This is a genomic window from Candidatus Methanomethylophilaceae archaeon, assembly GCA_017524805.1.
Classification (GTDB): Archaea; Thermoplasmatota; Thermoplasmata; order Methanomassiliicoccales; family Methanomethylophilaceae; genus Methanoprimaticola.
This window is the reverse complement of sequence record JAFXUX010000008.1, coordinates 13,474-31,284: the sequence shown is the minus strand read 5'-3', so window position 1 is coordinate 31,284 and position 17,811 is coordinate 13,474. Positions and strand designations below refer to the sequence as shown.

The following is a 17,811-nucleotide window of genomic DNA, read 5'->3' as shown; positions in this document are numbered from 1 at the left end:
AGAATGAACTACGACGAGTACAAAGAGCTGTACAACGATCTGAGGACCGTCGAAGACGTCAGAAGGCTTTCCGACCAATATGACGAGAGGATGCTGGACTCCCTCTTCACCCAGAAAACCAGCAGGGAAGTCAAGAAGAACTTCTACAGGGTGAAGCAGAACTCCAAGCGCATGCTGAAGGAGTGGACCAAGGGAAGATCCATAATGGAGCTGTCCGCGAAATACCGCTTCCCGCCGATTCTCACGGCGATGTTCATCTTCCTGGAGGATGGGGCGTCCAAAAAGGAGTTCTGGAGCTACGTGAACGACCCCGATCTCTTGGAGAGCGAGGAAACCGCCAGGGAAGTGCGCGAAGCGGTCGAGAACGACATCGTCTATTCCCCCCAGGCCAACATCCGCCAGAAAGAGAGGGGCCTGTGGGGCGAGAACCTCCTGCATGAGTGGCTGGACGGCCAAGGCATAGGGTATCGCACTGAAAACGATCTCCGCGGGATCGACGCAACTAAGACGCCGGATTGCCTCTTGGACGAACCGGTGATCTATGAAGGGCACAAAATCTGCTGGGTCGAGAGCAAAGCTTCCTTCGGCGACAACACGGAATTCAGATTCAATTCGAGGAAGCAGCTAGTGCCGTACACCCAGCTCTTCGGCCCGGGTCTGGTGGTCTACTGGGTAGGATGCCTGGACGACCTCGAATGCCCCGAGGGCGTATACGTAAACGACATGTCCGTTATGGACATAGTCCTCGAAAAATTCGAATGAAAAAAAAATTCGACCGCGAAAGCGTCACGCGAGAAAACAATCGAGCCCCGATCGGGGCCCGAGGTTTGTTCACTGATTCTCCATGCGGAGCTCGCCCAGAGTCGCTTCCCTCTCGGCGAATGCGTTGTGCTTGTGGATGGATTCCTCAGATTCGCTGGTCACATCGACGAAGACGTCATCCGGAAGGTCCGGATATTTAGCCACTATGCGCTCAAGCACGCACCTGACCACGTCCTCCACGAACCTAGTCTTCCTGTGAGCGTTGATTATGACCTGGCCTTCATCCGGCCTCTTCAGAAGCTCGAAAGTGGGAGAGGAAAACGAATCTTCAATGATGTCTATGAGATCGTCGGCCTCCACCGAGACGTTATCAGGCAGCTCCATGACGACCGAGCAGACATTCCTCTGGTTGTGCGTCATGACCGGCATGTCGCCATTGTAGTCCAGCATCTCGGTCACGGTCTGCTGTCCGCAGGGGCATGCGGTCATACCTATGACTTCCACCCCGATCTTCTTCAGCAGAACGCCGTCCCTCTCGATGTGCCCACCAGCCATCAGGCCGTAGGATTCGAAAGTGGGCTTCCCAAGGGGGGTGACATTGCTGCGGAAATACTCGGCATAGATGGATACATCCGCGGTCTGGGCATACTCATGATGGACCAGAAGGCGCTTGCAGATGTCTGCTGCCATGTCCTCCAATCCGGAGATCGGATTCTTTATGCTGTCCTCCACGACTTCGTTGAGCACCTCGACGTTCCTGGACATGTGCGAGCCTTTCTGGCTGGCAGGAAGATCGACGGTGATGTCTATGGAACAGTTGAGGGCGTTGTTCAGCGCCCTGCCGACACCATCCCTTTTGACGATGACGGGTTTGCGCACGCCTTTCACACCCACGCGCGTAAGTTTGAATCCGGCTTCCCCTCTGCCGTATTGGAGATCGCATTTCAATGCCATAATGGGGAGCCATACGTCGCCTGTCTAATTAAGCGTTGTCCAACTACATTATTTGTAGGAAAACTGCCCATAGAAAAAGATAATCTATATCTTCAGCGTGGCGACGGCAACATGATGCGTTGCGGCGTGGACGAGGCGGGAAGGGGCTCTGTGATGGGGCCTTTGGTTGTCGGAGCGGTATTCGCTGAATCCGACGATGCCCTGCTGGACATAGGAGTGAAAGATTCCAAGAAGCTCACCCCGAAAAAGCGCGAGGAAATGTATGGGAAGATAATCGATGCGGTCCCCGGATGGTCCGTCTCCATAGCTTCCGCCGCCGACATAGACCGCCTGCGCGAGACGATCAGCCTGAACGAGATCGAGCTCAGGATGTTCTGCGAAGCCGTCTCCAAGCATCCGACCGACGCCATCATCGCCGACTGCCCAGACATAAACGAGGAAGGATTTTCCGCTCGCTTCAGCGCGGCCCTCGGCGGGATGAAAGAAGTTACGGCAAAACATAAAGCGGATGATACATACCCCATCGTATCTGCAGCATCCATAATCGCGAAAGTGACCCGCGACAGGATGATGGAAGACATACGCAAGGAATTCGGCCAAGATATTGGAAGCGGATATCCGAGCGACCGCGACACCATGGAATTCATTGAGAGATGGATAAAAGAGAACGGAAAGGCGCCGAAAGAGGTGCGCTGCTCCTGGGAGCCCGTAAGGGCCATGCTGTCCAAAAGATACAACACAAAGTTAAGCGATTGGTGAACAGAAAATGACAATGGAACAGGAATTGCAAGCTCTCATCGACAAATTCCACAGAAAAGTCGAAAGCGACCCGGAATTGAAGAAAGAGTTGATGCCCATCAAAAAGACTCTCAACATCAATCTCGGCGAAGAGAAATACTCCATGAAAATCGAGAACGCCCATATCTCGGAATTCAAACCGGAACTCCTGGAAAAGTCCGACCTCACTTTGGAGACCACCGTCGAGAATCTCCGCGCGCTCATGAACGGAACTCTCAGGCCGATGAAGGCGTACGTCCTGAAGAAAATCAAGGTCAAAGGGAAACTGGATGACCTCATGTTCCTCAAGAAATTCTTCTGAAACCGATCGCAACAGCTTCCCCGGGAACGTGGATGCAATGTTTCCGGGGATTAGTGTTATATAGGATTACTTAATTTGGGACCTCATAGCGAGGTAGGGTAGCCAGGATATCCCGTCGGGCTCATAACCCGGAGATCGGTCGTTCAAATCGACCCCTCGCTACCATTTTCGGTTTTTCTTGCTTTGATTCAGCCCTCAGTCCATTCGCCTAATCCATTCAGGATTGGTTCCGTTCGGACAGATTCTTCCTGACGAACTCGGGCAGAGGCAGATATGCCCCGATGACCGCCGGGATCGCCATGATTATTGCGCCCTGCAATGGGAAACACAGGAACAGCAGCAGAATCGCCATCACAGGCTTCCGGAGAGCCGCCCCCATCAGAGCCGCCGAGCACACGCACAGGCAGAACGCCGGATCGATGCCAATGACCGAGGCAAGCCCGTATCCTATCGCTATCGCGGAGAATATCAGCGGGAACAGATGCCCTCCGCGCCAGCCCATGTTAACGCACATAGCCGAGACCGCTACCTTCACGAATCCCGTGGCAAGAAGCAGCCCCGCAGACATCCCGACCCAAACCTCGTTCAGCTCGGCCGCCTGCGTCTCTCCGGCAAACATTGTGAACGGGAGAAGCACCCCGGATATCCCCAATATGAGACCGGCCGCCGCGCACATCGGAAGCTCCTTCCCTTTGAGATATTTCCCCACAGCAAACTTGATCGAGGCGCTGAGAACCAAGAAGATCCAGCCGGCGAAAGCCGCCACGAGCGCGATCGGGATGAGCCACATCAGCTCGTCGAGCCCGTGCTCCATATGGCTGTAATATGGCAGCGAAAGCCCTCCGCCGATGTATTTCGACAGCAGATAGAACGCTCCGACTGCGCCGATCACGGCCGCGATGCAGGCCATTATCTTCATCGCTTTGGAGATCCCGTTCGATTCCGGAGCGGCATCTCCCTTTTCGGCCGACAGGTACACTCCCAGAAGCGGAGCCGAGAATATCGCAGAGAGGGTCGCGTACATCCCCAGAACGCTCATCTCGCCCAATTCCTTGCCGATGCGCTTCAGGCGGTCTCCGACCCAGGTGCATAGCGCAGCGATCACGCCGCTCAGACCCGCCTCCGGCCCCACCGATCCGCCGAAAACCAGCGGAAGAATCGCTCCGACGGATATCTTTCCCAGATCCCTGTACTCATAGCGGCGGTCGCGCCTGACTTTGGCCATGACCTCCGAAAGATCCTCCGGGTATGGCCCGATGCGCTTGGCCAGAAGACCTATCACCAAACCGCCGATGGCGCAGACCACTATCGGATAGCATTCCCCGAGATAGATCGGCACCCTTTCCCACAAGGCTTTGAGGCCGATGTCCATCGAAAACAGAACCGCCCATGCGAAAGCCCCCGCAAGAGCACCGGTGAAAATGGCCGCGACCAGAAACGCGATGACATTGGCTTTCGCTGCGCCGCCCGTCGGAATGACCTCCTCTCGAAGGAAAGAATGGTAAGAAGATATAGATGATGGGAGCCGCCTGAACGGCAGGAAAGGCTTCCGACCGAGACAGAGCGCCCCGGCCCGAAAGCCTCCCGATCCTCGGTCAGAGAAGCGACTTAGCCTCGTCGACCGACATGTCCAGAGCTTTCAGCAGGTAGGTGAGAGCCTTCTTGCCGTACGGAGCGCGAGCCTTCGGGTCGTCCATGATCTCACCGTACGAAGCCATCACAGCGTTGTAATACTCGATGGCGAACTCGCTGAACAAGGACGAAGACATGGACTCGTCTATCTCGGCCGCCTCGCAATAGGCTTTCTCGGCCTCGTCATACTTGCCGACCGAGATGCAGAACTGCCCGTACGACTGATAATAATCCACGCGTTCGGGATCCAGCTCGATGGCCTTGTTGTATGCCTCGGTTATGTCTTCCTGGGAAATCTTGGCGCCAGCCATTCCGGAAGCGAAATTCCCGCATTCGGCTTTGCAGTACCAGACCTCGGCTTCCTCAGGGAACTCCGCGGTCAGCTTCTTGAATGCCGCGTACGCTTTTTTGAAATCCCCCTCGTCCATCGCTTTCATCGCCGAAGCGATTTTCTTCTCGGGCGTTGCCTCTGCCATATGATTCCCCCATACTCCTGGCACGGTTATAAAACACTCCGACAAACCTTATAAAGTGCACCGAAAGATGTTTCAGTATGAAGCCTTGGAGGAACGTCGCGGCGGACACCCTTCCGGAAGGATTCGATCTGATGGATTGGAAACTGCCGGAGTACAGCGAGGAATCCCTGCTCAAATGCAGAAGTCTCTGCGCAGAGAACAAATGCGGCAGCTACGGCAGGACCTGGGGCTGCCCTCCCGGATATTCCGGCAACATCCGCGATCTGCGCGGCAAATACGACATGGCCGGGGTTTTCAAGAAGAGATTCGAAGTAGACTTCAGGGACGTGATGGCTTTGGAGAAGCTGGGCGAAGACCTGCAGACGCACGTCAGAAACGTAGTGCTGGCGCTCAGAAGGGAGGGATATGTCAGCGAAGGCTTTTCCGACGGCGGATGCCGCTATTGCGGGGTATGCTCTTACCCGGAGCCGTGCAGATTCCCCGAGATGCTCATTCCTTCCGTGTCTGCCCTTGGCATAGACATGGCCGAGTTCGCGAAAGCCAACGGCGAAGGATTCGCTTTCGAGAAGGATGCCGTCACATTATACGGCGTGGTTTTCATCGGCAGTCCGCGATACAATTTATTATTGAACGCGCGTTAGGCCCCATAGGTCTGACAATGGACAGAGAAACCGTGGAAAGAGTCGCTCGCGCGGCGCACATCAAGCTCACGGAAGCCGAGTTGGAGAAATACAGCAAGGATCTGAACGATATCCTCTCGTATTTCGAGCTGCTGGACGAGGCTCCCGAATGCGAGGAATCGGGAGTGAATCCCATCGAGATCGCCGACGTCCTGAGGGAGGACGAGCCCCGCATAGAGATCGATCCGGACGTCCTGCTCAAAGGCATGGACACCTATGAAAGATACGTCAGGGGGCCGAGGCTGTCATGACCGTCGAAAACATCCTCCCCAAACTGAAGGAGATCAACGACAGATATCGCATGTTCCACGCGATGACCGAGGATTCCGACCCGGGAGACGCCGAATTCCTGTTCTCTGCCAAAGACAATCTGACTTCCATCGACATGGAGACCTGCTCCGGATCCAAGATACTGATCGGATACAGGCCGGCCTTCGACGCCGAATCGATAGCGAAGATGAGGGCCGCCGGCGGGAAGCTCATCGGAAAATGCAACATGGACGAGTTCGGGTTCGGGACGTTCTCCACCAACTCGGGCCTCGAGATCCCCAGGAACCCTTACGATTTGGAGAGAGCTTGCGGAGGCTCCTCCGGAGGATCGGCTTGCGCGGCCGCGGTCTTCGAAGGGCATGTATCCCTGGGTGTGTCCACCGGCGGTTCCATATGCTGCCCAGCGTCGTTCTGCGGCGTCTATGGGATAGCCCCGACGTATGGGCGCGTCTCCAGATACGGCCTCATAGACTACGGGAACTCCCTGGACAAGATCGGCGTGATATCCGCGGATGCCAAAGATCTGAGGAAATACACCCATGTTATCGCCGGTAAAGACCCCAAAGACCCGACGTCATGTGCACAGCCTGAGCTCAAAGACACCGGGAAAAAGCTGAAATCGGTGGCCATCCCCAAGGAAGGGGTGGAAGGCCTGTCCAAAGATGTCGAGAAAGCTTTCTTCGAAGCTGTCGAAAAGCTCAAAGGAATGGGCGTAGACGTGGAGAACGTGGACATGCCTTCCCTGAAATACGCCATGCCCGCATATTACGTCCTCGCGACCTCCGAGGCCTCCACAAACCTCGCCAGATACGTCGGAATGAGGTATGGCCAGCAGGAAGGCGACCACTCCCTCAAATTCGACGACTATTTCAGCTCGTTCCGCTCCAAATACTTCGGAGACGAAGCGAAGCGCAGGATTCTCCTGGGAACTTACACCAGAATGGCGGGATTCAGGGACAGATACTACGCCAAAGCCCTGAAGGTCAGGCAGATTGTCATCAAAGATTACAAGCGCGTGTTCGAGACGCATGATGCCGTCCTCGCCCCCACGATGCCCTTCTCCGCGCCGAGATTCGACGAGATCTCAAACATGTCGGCGCTGGACTCTTACAAAGCCGATTACCTCACCGTTCCGGCCAACATCGCCGGCACCCCGCATATGTCGGTCCCGTGCGGATACGACGGCAACGGCATGCCCATAGGGATGCAGTTCGTCGCCGACCATTGGGATGAAGAGGTTCTGTTCTATGCCGCGGAAGAATGGGAGAAGGGATTCGAGATGAGGAAGCCGGAGGTGGGCGCATGAAGATCGGATTGGAGATACACGTTCAGCTCCCGACCAAATCCAAGATGTTCTGCTCCTGCCCTACCACCGACGCTCCGGCGCCCAACACGCACGTGTGCCCCACATGCCTCGGAATGCCGGGATCCAGACCGGTACTGAACAAGAAAGTCCTGGAATACGGGATTATGCTGGCCAAGATGCTCGGATGCAAAATCGCGGACACCACCTGGTTCTCCAGGAAGACCTACTTCTACCCGGACATGTCGAAAAGCGTGCAGATCACCCAGTACGACAACCCTGTGGGAGAGGGCGGAGTCTACTATCTGGGAGGTAAAAAGCCCATCAGAATAACCAGGATCCATGTCGAAGAAGACCCTGGAAAGACGAAGAGGGTCGGAGACCTGTCATCGCTGATCGACTACAACAGATCCGGCATACCTCTGGCCGAGATCGTCACCGAACCTGACATCTCCACCCCCGCTGAGGCCAGGGAATTCCTTGGGCAGCTCATCGAAGACATCAGATGCATCATCGACCTCCCTGGAGACGGCGAGAGAAGCATCCGCTGCGACTGCAACATATCCGTGGGCAAAGAGAGATGCGAGGTCAAGAACGTCACCGGGCTCAAGAACGTGGAAAGGGCGCTGACATTCGAAATGATCAGGCAGACCAAGATCCTAAAGGCAGGCGGGAAGATCGACAGGGAGACCAGAAGGTTCGACGAGGAACGCGGAGTGACTATCTCCGTCAGGAAGAAGGAGTTCGAATCCGATTATGGGTACATCGACGAGCCGGATCTGGGGATATACCACCTGAAAGAGATGGCCGACTCCATCAAGATAAAGGAGAGCCCCCAGAAAATGGCGCTCAGGATGTCCGACGAATATGGCATCGACAAAAAGATGGCCAAACAGCTGGTATCCACCTCGGTCGGCCTGGCGGAGACGTTCGAGACCGTGGCCAAGAAGTACGGGACCCAAAACGCAATCAAATGGGTGGCCGGACCCGTGAGCTCCAACTGGAAAGCGATGGAATCCAGGGGCGGGAACCCGGACGATCTGATGCCGATAATCGGGAAATTCGCCGCCGGAGAGATGACCGACACCGAATGCGCCATACAGCTGAAATGCGCCATGACAGGAGAATCCGCTGAGGCGGCTGAGGAAGCGTCCGAGGGGCTTGAAGCGCTGATTTCGGAATATCTGGATGAGAACCCCGGAATCGTGTCGGACTACGCCAAGAACGAGAAAGCCGCCAACAAGGCTATCGGGTTCGTGATGAAGCGGAGCGGGGGGAAGCACTCTTCCGCAGAGGTTGTCGAAGCGGTCAGGAAAGCCATCGAATCCAGGATGTGAGGGGATGGAATTCGAGGACGCGATCCGCGCAAGATATTCGGTCAGGAAATACAGCGGAAAGCCTGTGGAAGACCGGAAAATCGATAAGATCCTGGAAGCGGCAAGATTGGCGCCTACTGGGAAGAACAAGCAATGCCAGCGGATCTTCGTCCTCAGGTCCCCGGAAGCCCTCCAAAAAATAGGCGAGCTCTGCCCCATGATATTCGGGGCCCCGCTCGTTATGCTGGTGTTCGCGAAGAAAGGCGAGTCCTGGATAAGCAGATTCACCGGCAGGGACATAGCCGAGACGGACACCGCGATCGTCACCGACCACATGATGCTTCAGGCAACAGATCTGGGCTTAGGCACATGTTGGGTCGGATATTTCGATCCCAAACCTATTTGCGAGGCGTTCGGGATTCCGGACGACCTCACCCTTTTCCATATCCTGGATGTGGGCTATCCAGCGGAGGATTGCGAACCGGGACCTCTCCACAGCCAAAGGAAAAAGACCGAGGAATTCACCGGATTCCTGCGATGCTCAGAGATCGGAACCCTTGAACGCTCTCGCGACTTCGCGGCGAACCTCCGATGGGGAGACCCCGCATCTCTCGGATGCCTCCAGAACGTCCGCGTGCTCCGGCTTCCATTTCGATATCCCGCGCCCCTCGGAGATTTTGGCTCTTATGTCGCCATATTTGGTCGGTACGGTCTCGAATCTCGAAACGAGCTCCTGCCTCTCGCACTGGAACATGCGGACGCCGATGGTCGAAGTGCGGACCATGATGCGGTCCGAGATCCTTTCCCTGTCCTTATCCCGGCACAATACGATCATCAGATGTCCGGGACGGCCTTTTTTCATCATTATCGGCGCTACGCTGACGTCCAGCGCCCCATCTTCCATCAAACCGCGGACTGCCTCCCCTATATCCTCCGGGGACATGTCGTCGAGGTTGCATTCTATCTGGGTGATCGTGAAAGGCTCCTTCCTCATGTCGCCGATGAATGCGCGGAGCATATCCGGTATGCGGGTGTCCTGGGCGCTTCCGAATCCGATTCCGACTTTTTCGTAGGTCATCATGGGCATCGGACCGTACTCCGAAGCGAAATGGGAAACCAGAGCGGCTCCTGTGGGTGTGGTGAATTCCCCTTCGATGTCGCCGGCAAAAACCGGAACGCCCCTGAGAAGCAAAGCTGCGGCCGGAGCGGGCACCGGAAGAGTCCCGTGGGCGCATTCCACGGTGCCGAAACCGGTCCTGAGAGGCGAAGCGATTATCTTTTCAACACCCAGCCTTTCTATGAGCATGCAGGTGCCGACCACATCAGCCACCGCGTCCAATGCGCCAACCTCGTGGAAATGGACCTCGTTCACCGGCTTCCCATGGGCCTCGGCCTCCGCCGAAGCTATGGCCCCATATATCGCCAAAGAATCTTCCTTGACCCTGTCGGAGACGCTCAGGTTTGATATCAGATCCTTTATGTCCCCATGATGGTGATGATGGCTGTGATGGTCCCCCTGATGCTCTTCCTCGCCGTTGACGGTTATGCGGACCTTCAATCCTGATATCGAGGATGCCTCGGCCTTGCACACTTGGGCTGACACCCCAGGTATCCCCGCCTCCGCGATCATCCTCTCGTATTCCTTCGGATCATCCAGAAGCCCGCACAAAGCCCCGGACACCATGTCGCCGGATGCTCCGGCCCTGCATTCCAAGTACAGCGTCCTCACAGCGGCGCGCTCCTTCTGTCTATCATGCTGGCTATATAACCGGCGCCAAAGCCGTTGTCGATGTTGACGACGCTGACGCTGCTTGAGCAGGAATTCATCATCGAAAGCAGAGCGGTCACGCCGCCGAAAGAGACGCCGTATCCGACCGATGTCGGCACAGCTATCACGGGCACATCAACCAAGCCTCCGACGACGGACGGGAGAGCTCCCTCCATCCCGGCGACGGCAACGACTGCCCTGGCCCTGAACAGTTTGTCCTCGTGATGCAGCAGCCTGTGGATCCCCGAGACCCCCGCATCATATATCCTCTCGACCCGGCTGCCTTCGGCTTCCGCAGTGCATGCCGCCTCCTCGGCCACCTTCATGTCGCTGGTGCCGGCGGATACGACGCAGACCATGCTGTTGGGGGACGGCTGAGGCTTCTTGCCCACAACGAAGATTCCGCAGTCCGAATGGCTTTCAGATTCCGTATACCTCTCCGACAGCAGTTCAGCTGTCTCGCGGGGGGTTCTGGTTATCAGGACGCATCCCGCCCCGGCTTCCATCAGCGCATCCGTTATGCCAAGCGTCTGCTCTGGGGTCTTCCCTGCGCCATAGATGACTTCGGTGGCCCCCTGCCTTATGCGGCGGTGGGTATCCGGCTTGGCATATCCGAGATCCACGAAAGGCTTAGCTTTGAGCAAGACCTCCGCATCCTCCGGGCATAGATTCCCGTCCCTGACATCCTGAAGGATCTGCAACGTATTCATTCCGTCTCTCTCCTGCCATAGTCTATAGCCGTATAATGTCTGCGCAAAACTGATTCGACTTCGACCTTCATGGAACGCAGAAGTTCCGAATCGCGCTCTCTGACTTCCAATACGCAACGGTCCCCGCGATCCCTGACGCGATGCCCAGAGAACCCCATCGAGCTGAGGGATTGCTCCGATTCCTCTACCCTTCCGAGCGCTTCCGAAGTTATGGCGATGCCGCCCATGATCCTCGTAGCCAAGCAGGAATTGGAGGGCACATCAGCCGTCGGAAGCCCCGCGCGCCTGGAAAGCTCCCTCACTTGGGATTTGTTTATTCCAGACAGCCTGAGGGGCGACAGCACGCCGAATTCCTCCAAAGCCCTCATCCCAGGCCTTGTGCGAGGGTCATCAGAAAGGTTGGTCGCGTCGATCAGTTCCCTCCCTTGCCCATCCGATATACTCAGGAGAGTGTTGAACATCGATTTTTTGCATAGGTAGCATCTATCCGGGCCGTTCGATGCGATTCCGGGATCCGACAGCGGATCTGCGTCGATGACATGGTGCTCCACGCCCATAGATCCGGCAAACTCGATGGCCGCCGCGGTCTCGGAACGCGCTTGAAAAGGCCCTCTCAGCGTGTATGCCACCACGTCGGCGCCGCATTCCTTGGCCGCGTAAAGCAGATATGACGAGTCTGCGCCCCCAGAAAAAGCCAGCAAAACCTTCGGATGGTCTCTGAAGAACTGCGACAGCCCATTCGGAACGCACGGTCCCGGCATTGGGGCTCCGCAAAATTCATCGCCAATTTGCATCGTCGGCCGGCTCATATCCGAATTACAAAATTGGAACGATATAAAGATGGCGTGTGCATGCACACAAAACTTGTAAATATAGGGGAGAACGCCGAAGCGCCACCCCCAACAGTTTCATTCGATGTCGGCGTCCTCTATGTCGCCGATATCAAGATCTCCGGCGAGGGATATGATCTGGAGCTCCTCGAGCTTGTCGTCGTCGACTTTGGACGGGGAACCGTCTAGAAGAGATACTGCCCTCTTGTTCTTCGGGAACGCGATGACGTCTCTGATCGAATCTTTGTCGAGCAATATGGCGCAAAGCCTGTCGATTCCGATGGCGATGCCTCCGTGAGGGGGCGCCCCGTAGCTGAGCATCTCCACGAAGTATCCGAAGTTCCTCTCTATCCTCTCGTCGTCGAGGCCGAGCTTGTGGAACACCTGCTTTTGCATCTCGACGTTATGGATACGCAGCGAACCGGATCCCAGCTCGTTCCCGTTCAGGCACAGGTCGAAGCATGCCCCTCCGACGTTGGAATCCATGGGATCGCCCTGCGGGAGCACGAATGGGTGGTGGAATGCGTCGCATTTCCCTGAGACCGGGTCGACCTCGTACATGGGGCACCGGTCCATCCAGAAGAACTGGAAGACATCCTTCGGCACCAGGCCGAGGTCCTCTGCGATCTTCTTCCTGAGGAACCCTCCGCCTTCGTAGGTGGATTTCCAAGGCCCTGCAATAATGAACAGCAGATCGCCTTCCTCCGCGCCCATGGTCGCCTTTATGTTGTCGAGGATCTCGGGCGTGAAGTATTTCACGATGTTGCTCTCCAGCTTGCCGCCGACGCACCTCATCCAGGTGAGCCCGCCGAGGTCGACTTTCTTGGCGTAGTGTATGTAACGGTCGACATCGTTCCTTCCGACCTTCTCTCCGGCTACGTCGGCTTTGAGGTTGATACCGGCCACGATGCCGCCTTCGGAGAGAATGTTCTGGAAAATCTTGTAGGGGGCGTCCTTCACGACCTCGGTAAGCTTCACGAACTCGAGCCCGTACCTCATGTCGGGCTTGTCGGATCCGAACCTTTCCATCGCGTCGCGATAGCCTATGTGGGGGAACGGGGTCTGGAGCTCCTTCCCGTAGAGGCCTTTCCAAACGTAGGAGACGAGGCCTTCCATCAGATTCTGGATGTCCTCCATGTCGACGAACGACATCTCCAGATCCAGCTGGGTGAATTCCGGCTGCCTGTCCTTCCTCGAATCCTCGTCGCGGAAGCATCTGGCCACCTGATAGTAGCGGTCCATGCTTGCGACCATCAGCATCTGCTTGAACTGCTGGGGAGACTGGGGGAGAGCGTAGAAAGTCCCGGGGTGCACCCTGGAAGGCACGATGTAGTCCCTTGCCCCTTCGGGGGTGGACCTGCCGAGGATGGGAGTCTCGATCTCAAGGAAGCCGTTCTGCTCCAGGAACTGCCTGGCCAGATGGACGAGCTTGCTCCTGAACTCCATCGCCTGGATCATCTCGGTCCTTCTGAGGTCCAGATACCTGTATTTCAAACGGACGTCCTCATTGGGCAGAACCCCTTCCTTCTGGTCCCCAAGCTCGAACGGGGGCATGACGGAAGTGTTCAGAAGCTCGGCGCCCGTGATCAGAACTTCGATCTCCCCGGTGGGATTCCTGGCGTCATCGGTGCCTTCGACCCTCTTCCTGACTATCCCGTCGATAGACACGACGCATTCGCGAGTGAAAGTAGACATCACCTTCTCGATCTGGCTCTTGTCGCATCCGGCGGGAAGGTCTTCAGGATCGAAAACGACCTGGGTGATCCCGTATCTGTCTGCGAGATCTATGAACGCGACCCCGCCGTGGTCCCTGGAAAACCTTACCCACCCTTGCAGGCATACCTTCTTCCCGAGGTCCGATGCCCTCAGGTCTCCGCATGTGTTTGTTCTTCTCATGAAAGAGCCTCTGCCAATGCCACTCGCTATTCTGAAGCAATATAAAGTAATTATTTAGAGAGAATCATCAGAAGAAATCCTGCGGAAGAGCGGTCTCCCCCGAGCGGGAACGGTTTTGCCGGGTTTTTTGCTTCCGTCGTTCCCTTAGTATTGGTGGATCACCAGCCATACAAAACGCTGCCTTCAGAAAAAGTAAAAGGGACGGACGAGCCGTCCGATGGTTTCAGCTCTGGAACGAGTCCTTGACGGAGTAGACGAACCAGGTGACCAAGATTCCGGCGAACACACCGAACAGGGACCAGAAGCAGAGGACCGCGGCAGCCAAACAGGCGAAAACGGCGATCTTCCACATCTTGCGCTTGATCACGCAGAACATGGACAGAAGGGCAAGAAGCCCGCTGGCGAAACCGAGGCCCGAGAATATGAGGAGATAATTCTTCACTTTCTCGACGGTCAGGTCGGTGTATCCGTGGCTAATTATCCAATTCTGGAAGTCATCATTGGACCATATGGTGTTCGCAAGGGCGCCAGAATCTATGAGCGCAATGAAAAAGAAGATCGTCGCCGGAATGGCGTAAACCGCCAGGGCGAAAACCAACCAGTTCATCCTGCTTTCCTTGAGCATCTGCTCGATTTCCGAGGACCTCTTCTTGAATTCTTCGTCTGCCTCGCTGCCTGCGACCACTCTTCCGCACTGGGGGCAGAACTGCATTCCAGCCTCCAGGGTATGGCCGCATCCAGCACAGAATTTGCTGTCTTCAGGCATGCTTTCCCTTAAATCTTAAGGATATAACTATGTGATGATGGTCCGGTCAACAAAGAATTGATGCTTCCATCAATCAGCCGCCGCCGATTCGAACGATTCTTCGCCCCCGCAACGATCTTCCTCGACATCGATATCTTCCGACGTGAACGGACGCAGATGTTTGGCACCCTCCCTTACCCTTTGTTCGACGCCATGAATTCTTTTTGTCTCTGCTACATCTTTTGCATTGTTGTTTTGCATGATGAATTCCTCCATCATACGGGTTATTGTTTGTTTTAAGATTATTAAAATGACGTGTGCATGCACAACTAACCATTATATACCCCACCCTAACCGCAATAATCCATTTTTTCAACAGAAAAATTTCATACAGGCACCATGTATAAATTTAAATACAGGTAGCCTGTTATACCATCTGAGGCGAAAAGAAATGAGTGATATGCACAAGTCTGCCTGCGAGAAAGTGATGCACCTGAACAGACTGATGAGGAGGAGCATGTTCCCCCGCGACCTGGATCCGATAATGGACAAGACCAGGGGACAGGGACGTGTGATGGCCATCCTCAAGATCAAATCCGAGATAAGCACCAGGGACCTCGCATTCCTGATGGAGATCAGGCAGCAGTCTCTTAACGAGCTCCTGCTCCGCCTGGAGAGGGACGGATACGTCGAGCGCGTGCCCTCAGAAGAAGACAAGAGGGTGATGATCGTCCGCCTGACCGAAAAAGGCCAGCAGCTGAACCAGGATCCCTTCAACGCCGAGGACATCTTCGATTGCCTCGACGAGGAAGAGCTTGGGAGCCTGAACGCCATCCTCGGCAAAGTGATCGCGAGCCTCGAAGAGAAGAGCGCAGACGATGGATAGGAAGACGGCAGAGAATTCATCGAGCGCATGCGCGCATCCATGAGCGAGGAGGACTTCCGCAGGCTCATGAGGATGCGCGGCGGACCCGGCCACGGAAGAGGGCCCAGAGGACCTCCGATGGGAATGCGCTGGAGGAGGCCGGAAGTCCCGATGCCTCCCATGGACATGCCCCGCTGGAAACCCATGGGGTGGGGACAGCCAAGCTGCAAGAACCCGTGGGAAGAGCCCAAGCCCCCGTGCAGGCCCCCGATGGGAGGACCGTGCGGCGGAGGATACGGCTTCCAGCCCATGCCCCCTAGAAGGTTCTGAGATCCAGCGCCTGAGGAATCAGGCAAAAACCCTTCGATTTCGTTTCACGGTTGGGACGAAGGAGAAGGGATCCTTTTTGATGTCCATTATCACGGAAGTGTTGGTGCGGGTCACGCCTCCGATGGAATTTATCCTCTTGACCACGGCGGAGAATTCCTCCCTGTCAACGCATGCGATCCATGCCATGCAATCGCTTTCCCCGGTGACATCGAACACAGCCACCACCTGAGGGATGGCGGCAATCTCCTCCTGGGCGGCGATCACGTCGGAAGCGCTCACATTCACGATTCCCATGTACTCGTACCCGACCTTCATGAAATCTATGTTGGCGCGATATCCGCGGATTACACCTTTGGTCTCGAGATTTTTTACCCTCTGGATAAGAGTGGAGGGGTGGACATCCAGCGTCTTGGCGATCTGCCTGAACGAGCCTTGGCTGGAGGTACTGAGAAGCTCGATTATGCGCCTGTCCAACTCGTCGAATCCGTCCGCAACCATGATATGCAATCTTGAATGTACTTAAATGATATTTATTAACCCGTCAGACATTGGACGTGCCAGCGATAACATGACCGACGAAATATTCAGGCGCGACGGCTATCTCTTCAATTTTGAGGCAGAAGTGGTATCCGTTGAAGGCGACGAAGTGATCCTGGACACGACTGCGTTCTATCCGGGCGGCGGCGGGCAGGTGTGCGACACCGGAAGCATCCGCGACCGTAAAGTCACAGAGGTCCGCATGAAAGGCAAGGATGTCGTGCACATCGTCCCCGGAAATGACCTCAGCAAAGGCGACATAGTTTGGTGCGAAGTCGACTGGGATCGCCGCTACGACCTTATGCGCGGCCACACCGGCGAGCACCTCCTGTTCTGCTCGCTGAAGAGGCAATGCCCCGACCTCACCATCACCAAGATTTACATCTCTCCCGAGAGCAAATACGTGATCGTCGACAGGGACCTCACTTTCGGGCAGATAAGAGCCGCCCTGGAATTCGCCAACCAAGCGATAAGGGACAATCTCCCGGTAACCAAGAGCGTCATGGACAGGGATGACCCAGACCTCGAGAAGGTCAGGATAAAGCTGGACAGAATCCCTGAGGACGAGGAGATCACCGTCGTCGCCATAGGAGACATAGACCTCTCCGCGTGCAGCGGAATCCATGTGATGGAGACGTCCGAGCTGGAGTTCATCACGGTGGACAGGAAAGTCTCCGCCGGAAAGGAAGGCGTCGCGATACACTTCAAAATAGGGGATGCGGCCAAAGATGCGGCCCTTGGCCTATCGATCGATGCGATGGAGATCACGGACGAAATCGGATGCAAGGCCGAAGACTCCCCCAAAGCGGTCGCCAACATGAAGCGCGAGCTGGAATTGGACAGGAAACTGCTGAAGTCCGCTTCCAAAGCCATCCTGGATTCTTCGCCCATCGAAGAGATAGCCGGGTGCAAGGTATTCACCGCGTGCGTGCCCGGAGGCGATCGCACCGCCATGTCGGAGAAAGCCGAATCGATAAGGTCGGAAGGCGGAATCGCCGCGATAGTCTCCGTCGGCGAGACCCTGTCGGTGATGCTCGCTTCCGGCAGCGAAGCCGTGGATTGCAAGAAAATCATCGGCGACGTCCTCAAAGAGTTCGGCGGACGCGGGGGCGGAAAGCCCGAGTTCTCCCAAGGCGGAGCTCCGGATCCGGAATCTGCGGAAAAAGTCCTGGAATCCTTGAAGGAAGCCGTTTCCAAGGCGCTGTCCTGATGCGGCGCCAAAACCATTTCTTCATAGTTAATTTAAAATCATACGAAACAGTAGGCGTGCCCATATGCCAGGAATGAGGATGAACGACCGCCAGATGAAACAGGCGATGAAAAAGATGGGGATCACCCAGTCGACCGTCGAAGACGTCACCGAAGTCATCATCAGAACCAGGACCAAAGAGATCGTGCTCAAAAACCCCGAAGTGGTATGCATAGAGATGCCTGGGAACAAAAGCTACCAGATCAGCGGCCCAGAAACGGTCATGAACATCGGGGAAAACGGAGAGCCCGAGCCGATATTCAGCGAGGAAGACATCAGCCTCATCATGTCCCAGACCGGATGCGACAGATCCAAAGCGCTCGAAGCTCTGAAAGCGACCGACGGGCAGCCCGCGGAAGCGATTCTGAAGATAATCTCGGAGTGATCCC

Annotated in this window: 21 protein-coding genes, 1 tRNA gene and 2 pseudogenes; 14 read left to right on the top strand and 10 right to left on the bottom strand. The window is 55.9% G+C overall.

The annotated features are described in order from the left end of the window. Window positions 1–3 precede the first annotated feature (3 nt). The gene (locus tag IKP20_01870) at window positions 4–762 is read left to right on the top strand and encodes a C15orf41 family protein (protein ID MBR4503710.1); all 759 of its coding nucleotides are present in this window, start codon (window positions 4–6) and stop codon (window positions 760–762) included. Between the two features lie 69 nt (window positions 763–831). Here the strand turns inward: IKP20_01870 and IKP20_01865 are convergent, their stop codons facing one another. Beyond that, window positions 832–1,716 carry a GTP cyclohydrolase I FolE2 gene (locus IKP20_01865; protein ID MBR4503709.1) on the bottom strand — a complete coding sequence of 295 codons (885 nt, stop codon included), beginning with the start codon at window positions 1,714–1,716 and terminating at the stop codon, window positions 832–834. 111 nt (window positions 1,717–1,827) lie between these two features. Here IKP20_01865 and rnhB point away from each other — a divergent pair, with 111 nt between their 5' ends. The 3 genes from rnhB to IKP20_01850 all read left to right on the top strand — a co-directional run bounded on the left by rnhB (window position 1,828) and on the right by IKP20_01850 (window position 2,980). Beyond that, window positions 1,828–2,475 (top strand): ribonuclease HII, encoded by a 648-nt coding sequence (rnhB, locus tag IKP20_01860; GenBank protein MBR4503708.1) that lies wholly within the window; start codon window positions 1,828–1,830, stop codon window positions 2,473–2,475. Window positions 2,476–2,482: 7 nt separating this feature from the next. Beyond that, window positions 2,483–2,815 carry an SCP2 sterol-binding domain-containing protein gene (locus IKP20_01855; GenBank protein ID MBR4503707.1) on the top strand — a complete coding sequence of 111 codons (333 nt, stop codon included), beginning with the start codon at window positions 2,483–2,485 and terminating at the stop codon, window positions 2,813–2,815. Window positions 2,816–2,902: 87 nt separating this feature from the next. Further along, window positions 2,903–2,980, top strand: a tRNA-Met gene (locus IKP20_01850). A gap of 52 nt (window positions 2,981–3,032) precedes the next feature. Here the strand turns inward: IKP20_01850 and IKP20_01845 are convergent. After that, on the bottom strand, window positions 3,033–4,187 hold the full coding sequence (locus IKP20_01845; protein MBR4503706.1) for a chloride channel protein: 1,155 nt from the start codon (window positions 4,185–4,187) through the stop codon (window positions 3,033–3,035). 223 nt (window positions 4,188–4,410) lie between these two features. Further along, complete coding sequence (locus tag IKP20_01840; protein ID MBR4503705.1) at window positions 4,411–4,923, bottom strand: hypothetical protein; 513 nt, start codon at window positions 4,921–4,923, stop codon at window positions 4,411–4,413. Between the two features lie 77 nt (window positions 4,924–5,000). Between IKP20_01840 and IKP20_01835 the strand changes: the two genes are divergently transcribed. From IKP20_01835 to IKP20_01810, 6 genes and pseudogenes are all read left to right on the top strand, one after another. After that, window positions 5,001–5,564: a DUF2284 domain-containing protein gene (locus tag IKP20_01835; GenBank protein MBR4503704.1), complete on the top strand. Its 564-nt coding sequence runs from the start codon at window positions 5,001–5,003 to the stop codon at window positions 5,562–5,564. 17 nt (window positions 5,565–5,581) lie between these two features. Continuing rightward, window positions 5,582–5,854, top strand: a complete 273-nt coding sequence (locus IKP20_01830; GenBank protein ID MBR4503703.1) for an Asp-tRNA(Asn)/Glu-tRNA(Gln) amidotransferase GatCAB subunit C — start codon at window positions 5,582–5,584, stop codon at window positions 5,852–5,854. Then, window positions 5,851–7,179 carry an aspartyl/glutamyl-tRNA amidotransferase subunit A gene (locus tag IKP20_01825; GenBank protein MBR4503702.1) on the top strand — a complete coding sequence of 443 codons (1,329 nt, stop codon included), beginning with the start codon at window positions 5,851–5,853 and terminating at the stop codon, window positions 7,177–7,179. Before IKP20_01830 ends, IKP20_01825 begins: the two co-directional genes overlap by 4 nt. Then, a complete protein-coding gene (gene gatB, locus IKP20_01820; protein MBR4503701.1) occupies window positions 7,176–8,513 on the top strand; it encodes an Asp-tRNA(Asn)/Glu-tRNA(Gln) amidotransferase subunit GatB in 1,338 nt (445 codons plus the stop codon). The genes IKP20_01825 and gatB overlap by 4 nt, the downstream gene beginning before the upstream one ends. A gap of 4 nt (window positions 8,514–8,517) precedes the next feature. Beyond that, window positions 8,518–8,706, top strand: a pseudogene (locus IKP20_01815) (nitroreductase family protein). 3 nt (window positions 8,707–8,709) lie between these two features. Beyond that, window positions 8,710–9,018: pseudogene (locus IKP20_01810) on the top strand (nitroreductase family protein). 15 nt (window positions 9,019–9,033) lie between these two features. Here the strand turns inward: IKP20_01810 and larC are convergent. From larC to IKP20_01780, 6 genes are all read right to left on the bottom strand, one after another. After that, window positions 9,034–10,221, bottom strand: coding sequence for a nickel pincer cofactor biosynthesis protein LarC (gene larC, locus IKP20_01805; protein MBR4503700.1), 1,188 nt, complete (start codon window positions 10,219–10,221; stop codon window positions 9,034–9,036). After that, window positions 10,218–10,970 carry a nickel pincer cofactor biosynthesis protein LarB gene (gene larB / locus IKP20_01800; protein MBR4503699.1) on the bottom strand — a complete coding sequence of 251 codons (753 nt, stop codon included), beginning with the start codon at window positions 10,968–10,970 and terminating at the stop codon, window positions 10,218–10,220. The genes larC and larB overlap by 4 nt, the downstream gene beginning before the upstream one ends. Continuing rightward, on the bottom strand, window positions 10,967–11,731 hold the full coding sequence (locus IKP20_01795) for an ATP-dependent sacrificial sulfur transferase LarE (protein MBR4503698.1): 765 nt from the start codon (window positions 11,729–11,731) through the stop codon (window positions 10,967–10,969). The genes larB and IKP20_01795 overlap by 4 nt, the downstream gene beginning before the upstream one ends. Before the next feature lie 147 nt (window positions 11,732–11,878). After that, window positions 11,879–13,696, bottom strand: a complete 1,818-nt coding sequence (aspS, locus tag IKP20_01790) for an aspartate--tRNA ligase (GenBank protein ID MBR4503697.1) — start codon at window positions 13,694–13,696, stop codon at window positions 11,879–11,881. 223 nt (window positions 13,697–13,919) lie between these two features. Continuing rightward, the gene (locus tag IKP20_01785) at window positions 13,920–14,462 is read right to left on the bottom strand and encodes a hypothetical protein (protein MBR4503696.1); all 543 of its coding nucleotides are present in this window, start codon (window positions 14,460–14,462) and stop codon (window positions 13,920–13,922) included. A 69-nt stretch (window positions 14,463–14,531) separates the two neighbouring features. Beyond that, entirely contained in the window at window positions 14,532–14,720 is a 189-nt protein-coding gene (locus IKP20_01780) for a hypothetical protein (protein MBR4503695.1), read from the bottom strand. Between the two features lie 172 nt (window positions 14,721–14,892). Between IKP20_01780 and IKP20_01775 the strand changes: the two genes are divergently transcribed. Together IKP20_01775 and IKP20_01770 are read left to right on the top strand one after the other, a co-directional pair. Next, the gene (locus IKP20_01775) at window positions 14,893–15,327 is read left to right on the top strand and encodes a MarR family transcriptional regulator (GenBank protein MBR4503694.1); all 435 of its coding nucleotides are present in this window, start codon (window positions 14,893–14,895) and stop codon (window positions 15,325–15,327) included. Between the two features lie 39 nt (window positions 15,328–15,366). Then, window positions 15,367–15,636, top strand: a complete 270-nt coding sequence (locus tag IKP20_01770; GenBank protein MBR4503693.1) for a hypothetical protein — start codon at window positions 15,367–15,369, stop codon at window positions 15,634–15,636. Window positions 15,637–15,654: 18 nt separating this feature from the next. Here the strand turns inward: IKP20_01770 and IKP20_01765 are convergent, their stop codons facing one another. Then, on the bottom strand, window positions 15,655–16,134 hold the full coding sequence (locus tag IKP20_01765) for an Lrp/AsnC family transcriptional regulator (protein MBR4503692.1): 480 nt from the start codon (window positions 16,132–16,134) through the stop codon (window positions 15,655–15,657). 70 nt (window positions 16,135–16,204) lie between these two features. On the opposite strand from IKP20_01765, the gene IKP20_01760 reads away from it, so the two are divergent. Both IKP20_01760 and IKP20_01755 read left to right on the top strand, forming a co-directional pair. Continuing rightward, window positions 16,205–17,383: an alanyl-tRNA editing protein gene (locus tag IKP20_01760; protein ID MBR4503691.1), complete on the top strand. Its 1,179-nt coding sequence runs from the start codon at window positions 16,205–16,207 to the stop codon at window positions 17,381–17,383. Between the two features lie 64 nt (window positions 17,384–17,447). Then, complete coding sequence (locus IKP20_01755) at window positions 17,448–17,807, top strand: Nascent polypeptide-associated complex protein (protein MBR4503690.1); 360 nt, start codon at window positions 17,448–17,450, stop codon at window positions 17,805–17,807. Window positions 17,808–17,811 lie beyond the last annotated feature (4 nt).

Coding starts and splice junctions, on each gene's coding strand:
- IKP20_01870 (MBR4503710.1), top strand. CDS start 4: ATGAACTACGACGAGTACAAAGAGCTGTACAACGATCTGAGGACCGTC.
- IKP20_01865 (MBR4503709.1), bottom strand. CDS start 1,716: ATGGCATTGAAATGCGATCTCCAATACGGCAGAGGGGAAGCCGGATTC.
- rnhB (MBR4503708.1), top strand. CDS start 1,828: ATGATGCGTTGCGGCGTGGACGAGGCGGGAAGGGGCTCTGTGATGGGG.
- IKP20_01855 (MBR4503707.1), top strand. CDS start 2,483: ATGACAATGGAACAGGAATTGCAAGCTCTCATCGACAAATTCCACAGA.
- IKP20_01845 (MBR4503706.1), bottom strand. CDS start 4,187: ATGGACATCGGCCTCAAAGCCTTGTGGGAAAGGGTGCCGATCTATCTC.
- IKP20_01840 (MBR4503705.1), bottom strand. CDS start 4,923: ATGGCAGAGGCAACGCCCGAGAAGAAAATCGCTTCGGCGATGAAAGCG.
- IKP20_01835 (MBR4503704.1), top strand. CDS start 5,001: ATGAAGCCTTGGAGGAACGTCGCGGCGGACACCCTTCCGGAAGGATTC.
- IKP20_01830 (MBR4503703.1), top strand. CDS start 5,582: ATGGACAGAGAAACCGTGGAAAGAGTCGCTCGCGCGGCGCACATCAAG.
- IKP20_01825 (MBR4503702.1), top strand. CDS start 5,851: ATGACCGTCGAAAACATCCTCCCCAAACTGAAGGAGATCAACGACAGA.
- gatB (MBR4503701.1), top strand. CDS start 7,176: ATGAAGATCGGATTGGAGATACACGTTCAGCTCCCGACCAAATCCAAG.
- larB (MBR4503699.1), bottom strand. CDS start 10,970: ATGAATACGTTGCAGATCCTTCAGGATGTCAGGGACGGGAATCTATGC.
- IKP20_01795 (MBR4503698.1), bottom strand. CDS start 11,731: ATGCCGGGACCGTGCGTTCCGAATGGGCTGTCGCAGTTCTTCAGAGAC.
- aspS (MBR4503697.1), bottom strand. CDS start 13,696: ATGAGAAGAACAAACACATGCGGAGACCTGAGGGCATCGGACCTCGGG.
- IKP20_01785 (MBR4503696.1), bottom strand. CDS start 14,462: ATGCCTGAAGACAGCAAATTCTGTGCTGGATGCGGCCATACCCTGGAG.
- IKP20_01780 (MBR4503695.1), bottom strand. CDS start 14,720: ATGATGGAGGAATTCATCATGCAAAACAACAATGCAAAAGATGTAGCA.
- IKP20_01775 (MBR4503694.1), top strand. CDS start 14,893: ATGAGTGATATGCACAAGTCTGCCTGCGAGAAAGTGATGCACCTGAAC.
- IKP20_01770 (MBR4503693.1), top strand. CDS start 15,367: ATGAGCGAGGAGGACTTCCGCAGGCTCATGAGGATGCGCGGCGGACCC.
- IKP20_01765 (MBR4503692.1), bottom strand. CDS start 16,134: ATGGTTGCGGACGGATTCGACGAGTTGGACAGGCGCATAATCGAGCTT.
- IKP20_01760 (MBR4503691.1), top strand. CDS start 16,205: ATGACCGACGAAATATTCAGGCGCGACGGCTATCTCTTCAATTTTGAG.
- IKP20_01755 (MBR4503690.1), top strand. CDS start 17,448: ATGCCAGGAATGAGGATGAACGACCGCCAGATGAAACAGGCGATGAAA.